At 56.6% G+C, this 10,052-nt stretch carries 11 protein-coding genes; 4 read left to right on the top strand and 7 right to left on the bottom strand.

Going from position 1 to position 10,052, the window contains the following annotated elements; all coding sequences use genetic code 11:
* Window positions 1-16: 16 nt before the first annotated feature.
* Genes HMUK_RS02125 through HMUK_RS02100 form a run of 6 tightly spaced genes read right to left on the bottom strand, consistent with a single transcriptional unit; the run spans window position 17 to window position 4,954 of the window.
* Entirely contained in the window at window positions 17-1,189 is a 1,173-nt protein-coding gene (locus HMUK_RS02125) for a hypothetical protein (RefSeq protein ID WP_012807987.1), read from the bottom strand.
* Window positions 1,182-1,976, bottom strand: a complete 795-nt coding sequence (locus HMUK_RS02120; RefSeq protein WP_012807986.1) for a hypothetical protein — start codon at window positions 1,974-1,976, stop codon at window positions 1,182-1,184. The genes HMUK_RS02125 and HMUK_RS02120 overlap by 8 nt, the downstream gene beginning before the upstream one ends.
* On the bottom strand, window positions 1,977-2,504 hold the full coding sequence (locus tag HMUK_RS02115) for a hypothetical protein (RefSeq protein WP_012807985.1): 528 nt from the start codon (window positions 2,502-2,504) through the stop codon (window positions 1,977-1,979). It lies immediately after the preceding gene.
* A gap of 7 nt (window positions 2,505-2,511) precedes the next feature.
* Window positions 2,512-4,284, bottom strand: coding sequence for a phosphate signaling complex PhoU family protein (locus HMUK_RS02110; RefSeq protein ID WP_012807984.1), 1,773 nt, complete (start codon window positions 4,282-4,284; stop codon window positions 2,512-2,514).
* A complete protein-coding gene (locus HMUK_RS02105; protein WP_012807983.1) occupies window positions 4,281-4,526 on the bottom strand; it encodes a hypothetical protein in 246 nt (81 codons plus the stop codon). Before HMUK_RS02105 ends, HMUK_RS02110 begins: the two co-directional genes overlap by 4 nt.
* A complete protein-coding gene (locus HMUK_RS02100) occupies window positions 4,523-4,954 on the bottom strand; it encodes a hypothetical protein (RefSeq protein WP_012807982.1) in 432 nt (143 codons plus the stop codon). The genes HMUK_RS02105 and HMUK_RS02100 overlap by 4 nt, the downstream gene beginning before the upstream one ends.
* A gap of 126 nt (window positions 4,955-5,080) precedes the next feature.
* Here HMUK_RS02100 and HMUK_RS02095 point away from each other — a divergent pair, with 126 nt between their 5' ends.
* The 4 genes from HMUK_RS02095 (at window position 5,081) to HMUK_RS16965 (ending at window position 8,596) form a co-directional block, all read left to right on the top strand.
* The gene (locus HMUK_RS02095) at window positions 5,081-5,263 is read left to right on the top strand and encodes a hypothetical protein (RefSeq protein WP_012807981.1); all 183 of its coding nucleotides are present in this window, start codon (window positions 5,081-5,083) and stop codon (window positions 5,261-5,263) included.
* 223 nt (window positions 5,264-5,486) lie between these two features.
* A complete protein-coding gene (locus HMUK_RS02090; protein ID WP_012807980.1) occupies window positions 5,487-5,744 on the top strand; it encodes a DUF7386 family protein in 258 nt (85 codons plus the stop codon).
* Window positions 5,745-5,857: 113 nt separating this feature from the next.
* The gene (locus HMUK_RS02085) at window positions 5,858-6,931 is read left to right on the top strand and encodes a PDDEXK family nuclease (RefSeq protein ID WP_012807979.1); all 1,074 of its coding nucleotides are present in this window, start codon (window positions 5,858-5,860) and stop codon (window positions 6,929-6,931) included.
* A gap of 9 nt (window positions 6,932-6,940) precedes the next feature.
* Window positions 6,941-8,596, top strand: a complete 1,656-nt coding sequence (locus tag HMUK_RS16965) for a hypothetical protein (protein WP_012807978.1) — start codon at window positions 6,941-6,943, stop codon at window positions 8,594-8,596.
* An 11-nt stretch (window positions 8,597-8,607) separates the two neighbouring features.
* Here HMUK_RS16965 and HMUK_RS02075 read toward each other — a convergent pair whose 3' ends face one another.
* On the bottom strand, window positions 8,608-9,966 hold the full coding sequence (locus HMUK_RS02075; RefSeq protein ID WP_012807977.1) for a DNA cytosine methyltransferase: 1,359 nt from the start codon (window positions 9,964-9,966) through the stop codon (window positions 8,608-8,610).
* Between the last annotated feature and the right edge of the window lie 86 nt (window positions 9,967-10,052).

The raw sequence follows: 10,052 nt of genomic DNA, 5'->3' as shown, positions 1-10,052 counted from the left end.
CCGAATACCGCCGCTGTCATGCGGTTAGTCCCTCCACGTCGCCAACCACGTTGCGATGGTCGCCGTCGTGCTGGTACTCGTTCCAGCGTTGTCGGACCCATTCGGCGCTGTAGGGAACGAAATCGGCAATTTCGTGGTTTGGTTTCTCCGGGTTTGCCTCCTTGGCAGTGATGACGGTGTAGACGGCGAGCTTCCGTGAGAGGTCGGCGGGATCGACTTCGTCGCCGTCTTCCTCACCGCCTGACCACGACCACGTCGTCGGCTCCTTGTCGTCGTATCGCCAGTCCGTTTCGGGGATTCCCGACACGGAGAAGATCTCGTTCACGCCCGAGCGACCCTTCACGTCTTCGTAGAAGGTCGCCTCCTTCAGCCCCTCCTTGTGGACGCACACGGCAAGCTCACGAACGAGCGGGTGTACGTCGCGGCCGTCGTGACCGATGACGATCAACGACCCGCCATACTTGCGGATCTTGTAGGTGAGCGGCCCCAGCTTCGTCTTCGTGTCGTAGCCGTCCTTCCCGCCACCGCCAGCGTTGCTCGATGCCTCGTCGAAGATGAACAGCTTCGGCGACTGCGTGTTGTGCATCGGGTCACCGTCCTGTTTCAGCCACTCGTTCAGGTCTCCGTAGTTCGCAAGCCAGCCGTCCCGTCGGTCGCCGTCGTCGCCGGTCCACTCGTCGGTTTCCTCCAGTGTTCGGATGTTCGAGGCGACGAGCCCGTCGGGGTGCTGCTCCTTCCAGAGTTGGCCGAGTAGACAGGCGAAGTTCGACTTCCCCGTACCGGGTTCGGCCCACTCGTAGAACATCGGTGCCGGGCCGGTCATCTGTGCGCGGAGCTGGTCGATCGCCTTGATTCCGGAGATGTCCGCACGCTGTCCGGCGTCGCCGGTGAAGTGCTTGAGCGACTGCATGTCGCCGTTTTCCAGGGCACGACGAGCCGTCTCGGTGCCTTCGATCCGGACGATATCTCGGACGTGCTGGAGATCCTTTGCCTGACCGGGCATCTTCGCCGGCCGGTCGCAGCGCTGTGGATCGTAGTGTGTTTCGAGGATCGAGAGATAGCGCGATAGCTTCTCGTCGCGAACGATCCCGGCGTGCGCGTGGGTCTCGTCGGGCTCGCGCTGGCCGTAGCCGTCCTGGTACTCGCGGAACTGTGCCGGGGTGTAGAGGTCGCCACTATCGTCAGTCATCGTTCATTTGGGGGTTCTGGTTCTGTTGGTCGGGAACTGACACGTCGGCGGGCCCATCACCCACGACGGCGTCGGCGGTGGGGTCGTGGTCGTCGAGATCGTGGATCGTCGGCGCTTCGTCGAAGTCTTCGCCGTCGTCGACGAGGTCGCCGAAGGTGTCCTTGGCGGCGGTCTTCTGGATCATCTGGCCGCGTTCGTTCGCTTCGCTCTCGGCGGTGACGAGCTTCTTCTGGAGTTCCACGGCACCACGGGACCACCGCCCGCGGATGGCAGCGAGTTCCTCGGCGCGATCGATGAGCCAGCCGTGGATGTCCTCCATCTGCTTCTTGCTGGTCATGAGCTGGGTGTCCTGGCAGCCTTCGAGCCAGACACCCTGAACCCGAACCTGTTCGATGTCGTCGAGGTACTCGTACTCCCGAACGGCCCAGGCGCTGCCGCCGTTGATCGGGTACGGATCTGGCCCTTCGATCTCCTTCTCGCGCCAGAGTTGCGGCGGGACGTAGTGCTTCTGGACGGTGTCTTCGGCTGCGTTGACGTGGTGAACCTCGATCCAGTTGCGGTTCCGGAGCCACCGAGCGATCTTCGCGCCCACGAGGTAGCACGGCACTCCGAGTAGGAGCCAGCCGACGAGGACGCCAGCGATCCAGGCCGGCGGCGTCGGGAGCTGTGGCTGGTAGTAGATCACCAGCCCGACCGCGCCGAGGATCATGCCCGTGACGAGCAGCTTGTACTCGCCGAGGAGCCACGTCAGTCGGTCCCGGTTCGTCTGGAATGTCGGGGCGGGCATTCAGGCCACCTCCGGCCGGCCGTTCTCGCGGCGGATCACGTTGTAGCCGGCGATGGCCATCCAGACGAAGGCGATCGCCGCGCCAGCGAGCCACGCCTGGAGTGACGAGAGTGCGCGGAGGATATCGAGGCCGCCGCCAGAGCCGCTTTCAATGATTTCGGAGTAGAGCGTATAGCGCGTCGAGATACCGACGCCGACACGCCCGCTCACCTCGGTAACAGGGATCTCGATGTGCGTCGTCTCGCCGGCCTCGATTTCGACTGTGCGCTCTGGCACCGTGCCGCCCTGGGAAAACGCTCCCGCGTCGGTGAGGGTCACGGTCTGATTGATCTCGGACCGGAGCGTGATGAGCGCGACACTCTGGGCCTCTCTCCACTCCGAATTGACCAGCACGGTCGCGCCGTCGATCCGCTCGCCGTCTGGGCTGGCCGTCGACGCGTTGCCCGAGTCGGTCGGGGTCGCCCCGATCGGCACGGTAAGGAGCGCGAGCGATACGACTGCTGCCGTGATGAATACGAAAAATCTCATAGTCAGATCACCTACTAAGGAGACCGAGGCCAACCAACCCGGCCGCGACGAGGCCGGCAACTGTTGGATCGATTGAGCCACCGCCGAGGAAGCCGGCCCCGCCGCCTCCACCGCCAGGGCTGTCGTTGTTACGCACCGTCTTGCGATAGTCGAGGATCATTTGCAGTTGTTCCTCGGTCAGATCCACCTCAGCCGTCTGATGATTGCGTGATTCGGTCCCGACCACGTCCACGTCCTCACCGGTCTCAGTATCCTGTGCCGAGAGGATAGTGAACGGCTGTTGCAGTTCGCCGTACCCGGTTTGGATCTTCTCGCCGTCGAGGGCGGTCCATCCGTCGGCGCTGGTAATATTGGTGTCCTGCGTCCAGTTGTCGGAGTCGTCTTTCACGAACACATCGGAGCCCTGAATCCAGCCTTCGCCCTGGAACTCGTAGCTCATCAACACCAGTTTGTTCGTGTTGCTGGGGTCGTAGGTAGTGCCGACTTCGAAGGCCGAGTTCGCCGGCTCGGTCTCGGTCGTGGTCGCGGTCTCGGTCGCAGTCTCGGTTGCGGTCTCGGTCGTGGTGGCCGTCGACGATCCGTCGTAGGGACGCCACTCGGTCCAGACCGATCCGCGCACCTCAATGCCAGAGTCTTCGAGACGGATCTGCATGGATTGGTCCATGCTGCCCGGAATCCCTGCGACTGCGGCCTCAGCGGCCGCGTAGGCGCGGTATCCGGTATTCTCGTAGTCGGTTGCAAACTCGCTAGCGAGGGTGGTCGCGTCGATGTATTCGCTCACGTCGATGTCGCCGGGGCTGTGGTTCTCGAACAGCGTTTCGACGAACGTCTGGATATTGCTCACCATCTGGCTGTGGTCGTCGACGATGGCCGACCAGGCGGAGTCCCAGGCACCGAGGTTCAGCCAGGTGGCCGTCGAGCCAGTCTCGACCGGATCGACGGTAGCCGAGGCGACACCAGCCCAGGACGAGGAACCGTCGGTGATGCGACCGGTGATACCGGTCGGGTCGAGGTCGACTTCGTGTTGGAAATTCGGTGTGCTGTTGTCGGACTCGTTAGCCCGGATGATTTTGTGCGTGAACGACTGGCCGTCGACGAGGGTTGTCGTCGTCTCCAGCATCGAAAACTCGTGTGGCGACAGGGTGACTTGTCGGGACGAGCCATCGTAGTTGTGTTCTGACGTGATGCGGAACGCCGGGGTGCCGCCGTCGGGCTGAGACAGCCCGGAGTCGGACTCGTGCAGGTCAGTGATGTACTGGATAGTGTTAGCCCACTCGGTCCCGCGGTTCAGGATGTTCTGCTGGATGGTGACATAGTGCGCGTCGACAGGGTCTTTGCCGGCGGTCTTGACTGCGCTCTTGTCGTCCCCATTGTTGAACGCCTTGATGGCCTCCTTCTTCGCCTCGGGCCAGGCGACGTTTCGGGCGTCTTTGATGCGGTTCTGCACGCCCGTGAGAACGCTGTTGTTGGCGGCCTTAAGGGCTGTGAGTCGGCTGCGAAGATTGGCGTGCAGGTCGGCAGTCTCCTCGCTCCCGCTGAGTTCGTCCTGACGCTTTTGTCCGAGATGATGCGCGGCAACCGCACCAGTGACCATGCCGACGGCGGCCGCTCCTGCAATGCCGACCGCGACGAGACAAGCACCGCCACACGCGATGGCGTCAGCCTCTCCGACGGGATCGATGGCCGTGCCGTTGGTGGCACTGAGCCCGGCCCCGACGGCGGCCGTCCCGCCGACGGTCTTTATCAGCCCGCGCCGGGTGATCGTCTGTCGGTCTCTCATTGCCGGCCCCCATCAGTAGCGACGGCTGGAGCGTCGCCGGTCGCGTCGTCGAGCTGGTCGTCGGATGGATCGGAGTCCTTCGTGCGGACGTGGTGGGCGGCGACGACGGCGGCGGCGAAGATCGTCGGGACGACGACGGGGAAGGGCTGGCCGACGACAGCGGCGGCGATCGTCGAGGCGGAGACGCCGATAGTGCCGAGCAGGCCGTAGCCGAGGAGTGTATCGAGCCTCACGAGGATCACCCCATGTAGCTGATGACGTAGTAGCCCGAGGCCTCGACGGCGACGACGACCAGGCCGAACGCGGCGGTGCCGGCGATGACTTCCTGCGCGCCGAGGATGTTCAGCCCGGTCACGAGGACGAGCAGGGCCGTTCCGACGGCGAGGTACGTCTCGATCGGTGCCTCACCGCGGGCGATGTTCGCCAGGTCAGTGTCGATCTCGTAGGACTTCCCGCTGGAGCGGTTCACGCGATTCGTCGCGTAGGCTCCGAACAGCGACACCAGCGTCAGCAGGAACGCGAAGGTGATCTCCGTTCCCTGTCCGGTCCACACCGCCGCGCCCAGGTCGTTCCCGAGGATGTTGATCGTCGCGATTCCGTTCGTCACGAACGCACTGGCGGCGAAGATGGTGCCGAACAGCGCGTCTTCGATGTCGATCTTTCCGTACATGGTGGAACCCGGCCGCCGATTGCGACCGTGTTCGGCGGGTGCAGTCGACCTCCTAGAAAGCACCGAATCACGGGATTAGCGGGACTCACCCGAGGATTAAAGTAACGAGACTGCAGGGCCGGCAGCATGGAGATGCGCAAACTCTCTCCGGCGGGCGGCTGTGTAACCGTCTCGATTCCGATCGAAGATCTTCGCGAACGCGGGATCGTCGACGAGGATGGCGAGCTGAATGGCGACCACTGGGCGAAGGTCCAGTCCCTCGACGAGAACAACGAGGGCGACTACAGATTAGAGCTGGTCAGCCCATGATGCGACCCCGACCCCACGGGGTTCGAGCCAGATGTATCGCCGATCCTCGATGTATGCACCTGTGGGCTGTGGGCCGTGGGCTACGGTGCATAGATTCGAGCCGGTCGGGCCGACGGTTCGGACCGATCACGCCGGACCCCCGACCCCCGTTTATCAAGAACCACCCAGTCGCTCACTCGCGAGCGATGCGATTCGACCCCCCGTACATACACCAGTTTAAACCATGACTCGACGCACCAGCCTGAAGATCACCGACGAACGGCAGCGACTCCTCGACAAAGCCAGCGCGATCGTCGCCAGCGCCCCTCACGACGACCCACCGATGTCCGACGTGTTGGATGCGGCGCTGACCCACCTCGTCGAGAGCAAGGAGAACATCGACAGCGCGCGTGGGGAGCTGGACCCCGAGACGATCCAGCGGTTCAACACGAGCGTGATCGGGTTACGCTATCGGACGAGCGTGGAAAGTCGTTGGCGCTAATACTTACAGATAGCTACAGATTATTTTCGCGGGACGAGAGTGGGGAGATGTGTGTATATTATGCTTAAGATGTAATCTATTTTCTTCAGATTATCTCACCTCGCCGATGATAGATGGCAGATTATTCCGGAGATCCCTCCGAGTTCAAGGTGTACTGGTTTGCGCGAGATCTCATCGCCTCCAGTTACGGGAGTTACGCCAAAAAAGAGAAGCCAACACTCAAGCAGCTTTCAACACGGCTGGGTGAGGAACTCGAAGACGAACGGTTCAGTGGCGATTCATCTCTCGACCGGCAAAAGCGCATAATACGGGATACGATCACGGATTCTGTCAATAAGACGTATGCCGGTGACGTCTCAAAACGATACAGACAAACCGAAGATCTCGTTGAGCGGATCCTTCGACGGATCGACACAGAGGATGACATCCGCGAATTTCGAATTGCGATAGATGCAGTGGTCCGAACCAGTGAGATTCTGGAAACTACGCCGAGCTTCGGCAAGTCAGAGATCATCAAAATAGTCGATGAAACCCTCCAGACAGAATCTGGGACCCTAGATCCGGCCAGAACCTACGATGCCCTGTTCAACGTTGACTTCGAGGGAGAGGCCTACCAGCTCGGTGCCCAGCGGGAGCCGCTCATTGATTACATCTATGAGAAGATGGCAGATCTCCGGTCGGACCCACAGATCGAGGAAAAAGAAGTAGCGAGGATTGTCTCTGGCATTGTTCAGGAATACGAACGTCGTGCGGGACAGAGTCGAGCATCTACGGCAGGGAACGTGCTTGAGACCGGTCTGCAGTACATCTTCGATCAGTTTGGAATTCCCGCCACAGGCGATCCTGCTCATTTCGGAGATCTCGAAATAGACAACATGGTCGAAGGACCAGAGGGCAGCATTGGATTCTCCTGCAAACGAACTCTCCGAGAGCGATTTCGCCAGAGTCTCTCACGGGAAGCCGAGATAGGGGTTGACGAGGTCTGGTTCGTTTCGCTACTCATGGCAGACGTTTCCAGAGAGAAAGTACAGGACATCAGCAATGACGGCAGCAGAATCTATGTACCGCGAGACTCTTTCGTCTGGAATCGCTATAAAGACGACTCAGATCTCTCGTATACACTCCGTCCAGCAGACGAGTTTATCGAGGACATTGTAGAATTCACGGGACTCACCGACAATACCTGAATTATCAAAATGAACAGCTCTAATGGTCGCTCGTTCGAGAATTCTATCCAACTTGTCATAGATATTCCAAAAGAAAAGGACATTCAGGATAATAGTCTGATCGAAAACCACACAGATTGTCTCAAGACACAGGTGATAAGTAGAGTAAGTGAATGTTTAGATGAAGTTGATAGATGGGACATAGACCTAACTGCTAAGAATTATAGTATCACAACATACGACAGAAAAGATAAGGTCCGACTTTATGATGCGTCTATATCTGGACAGATAAACACAGATATTAGTAGTGCAATAGAAAAATTACTTGTTGATATAGCCCAAGCAACAAACTCTGTAGATCTTGTCCAACATTCTAAAATTAAGTTTCAAAATCTTCTCTATCTCTGGAGTGGCTACTCATTCGAAGCATATGACGTTGAATTTGTAGGGAAGTCAGATGGTAGCGAATTTGAGCTGATGAGGAGTAGAGAGAATTTCCGGTTCAAGGGAAGGATCTCAAAAAAGAAAATAGAGGAGATTGCTGAAATAGATCCATTTGATTCAGACGAAACAGAAGTATTTATTCAGCAAATGAAAGGCGGCTCGAAACGAGAAGAAGTTGTCCAACAGATACCAGATGAGGTTGAGCAGGCAACATTCCTGTTTATTCGATCATTACAAGATTATGGAAATACCGCTCCATCTGAAGTATTCATTTCTGAGTTACTGGACCTTCAGTCTAAGTATCCATTTCTCTTCCAACCCGATTCAGAGGAGTGGGACACTTTGTTAGAAATGAGTGATGGTGAAAGAGAAAAGATTCTAAAAATCATATTAAATCGGATCTCTGGGCTGTTGCGTCGTTCTTTTGAAGGAGTAATCGGAGACTGGATAGCTATGATTCGGTATCTACGGGATCGATGTAATGGTGACCCAAGAACCTTCTTTGAACAGATTGCAAACGAATTGGGTGTCAATACCTCAGATCCAGATGCCTTAGAGAAGGTTCAATCAAAAATTGAAAAATTTGACAAAGAAGATGCAAGAGATCGTATAGGGATACAGTTTTCATTTTCAAAGAAAATTGGCCGTTTACTATTCACGTTAATGACAAAAAATGAGCGTGGATATGATCTTCTCAACGGCGTGAGTCGGGACCAAGTTGAAAATTTTAATTTGCCAGTAGATGCACAAATAATCCGTGTCACTCTGAATCTCGGACTACTAAAGATAGAAACAACTGCCAAAGAAGACGTTACATTCGAAGCTAGTAAAGATGGGAAGAAAGAAGAGGTCACTAAAGAGGGAATAGAACTTCAGCGCAGTGACCTCGATCAAGTATGTCGGCGAGTATGGCAAGAACTGGCGGCTGAGGTTAGCAGAGCACCAGCAGAGCTGGATCATATCTTGTGGTCAGTCGGTAGTACTCTGGGTAATCGCCGAGGTGCCCTCTGCATGACCTGCCCACTTGGCAGTGTTTGTGATGCTTGGAAGCAAAAAGAGATCTATGAGGCTGGTGGATCACAGTGGAATGACGGCGGATATACATTTGCAAGAGCACACACTGACCGTGACAAGATGATAATATTAGAAGAGTGGCATCCGTTCAAAGTTGAAACCTACACCGAAGAGCAGCCGCGGTTAACGTTCAATAATATCGAAGAGGTGCTGAGTAGAGAAGACTAAAGTTAGTGTATTTAATAAGCCTCTCGAGGTTCAGTTCTCTCTACTGGGGAATGGAAGATTTCTGTTCGGATAGCAGTGGCTAAAGCCTGTGCCAGAAGTGGTGGGACGGCATTACCGACCTGTTTGAATGCGTGTGTACGTGAGACCGGGAACTCGAAGGTGTCTTTGAAAGACTGAAGTCGAGCAGCTTCCCGCACCGTAATCGATCGAGCCTCGTTCGGGTGGATGAACATATGCCCGTCCTTGTAGAGATGGGCCACAATCGTTGTTGCAGGTTCTTTCGGGTTCTGCTTCTTTAGCTTGTCCGGGAAGATGTCGGTCCGATACGGCTGGTGCTCTTCTGGGATGTCTCCGATGATGTACGAGGTACCCTCCCCGAGGAGCTTGTAGAGGGTGAGGTCACGCATGTTGTGTCCCCGGCACTCGTGATTTAGAAGGGGCTGATCTTCCCAGTCCTGTTCCTCGCTGAGATTCCGTGCCCAGTACTGGAATTCTGAGACGGGACCAATCTCGTATTCTTCTGCTTTGGTCGGTGGTGTATCTCCACTGGGGGAAACAGGAGGAAGATCGAGAATGCCATCAGCTACTGTGTTCCATGGCTCCTTGCTCTGTCTGTTTTTGCGGAAGGCAGGGAACTCTTCGGTCCCATCTTCATCCACAAACCCGTGCAATGTGGACTGGTCTTCCTCAGATCGCTCTGATGGGTCTTCCTTGTATTTGATTTTCTTCTCTTCCTCGTTCTTCGGCTTCCGGTGGGTTTCCCACTCAGTCATGTCCGGATTCTCTTCGCCGATACGGTTACCGATGAAGAAGAGACGTTTTCTGTGCTGGGGGATCCCGTAGTCTGCTGAATCCAGCAGCTGGACTCGAACACTGTAATTTAGATCGAGGTCAAGATCTGCAACTTCTCGCTCTCCACGCATCTGTTCCTTGATGGTATCGACGACCGGCTTTCCGTCTTCATTTTCTGCCGAGAGCATCCCTTCGACGTTCTCCATCAGGAAGGCTTTGGGCTGGTAGTGATCTACGAAACGGAGGAAGTCTTCGTACAGTAGATGACGATCGTCGCTCTGGTTGTCCCGGCCCTCGATAGAATTGATTTTGCTCCGGCCCACAAGTGAAAACGTCGGACAGGGCGGCCCACCTGCGACGAGATCGAGTTCTCCCTCCTCCAGTCCGAGATCCGGTGGTTCTTCTTCCCGGATATCTCCGACCGTCATCTCACAGTCGTGGTTTGCCTCGTACGTTGGCTTGGTATTCTCCTCGTGATCAATGCCCCAGAGTGTCTCAAATCCCGCATCGTGAAGCCCCTGAGAAAGTCCGCCGGCTCCACAGAACAGGTCGATAGCTGTAAGCCGTTCTTCGCTCATCTGTAGTCACCAATGGAGTCGTGATCGTTTAAAGTTCCTATCCGGTTCATGTGGCTATCTTGTGTGTATATTGTAACCAAGTTAAA

Origin of the sequence: Halomicrobium mukohataei DSM 12286, assembly GCF_000023965.1 — an archaeon.
Classification (GTDB): domain Archaea; phylum Halobacteriota; class Halobacteria; order Halobacteriales; family Haloarculaceae; genus Halomicrobium; species Halomicrobium mukohataei.
Note: the sequence above shows the minus strand (reverse complement) of the source record. Positions and strands in the feature narration are given on the sequence as shown.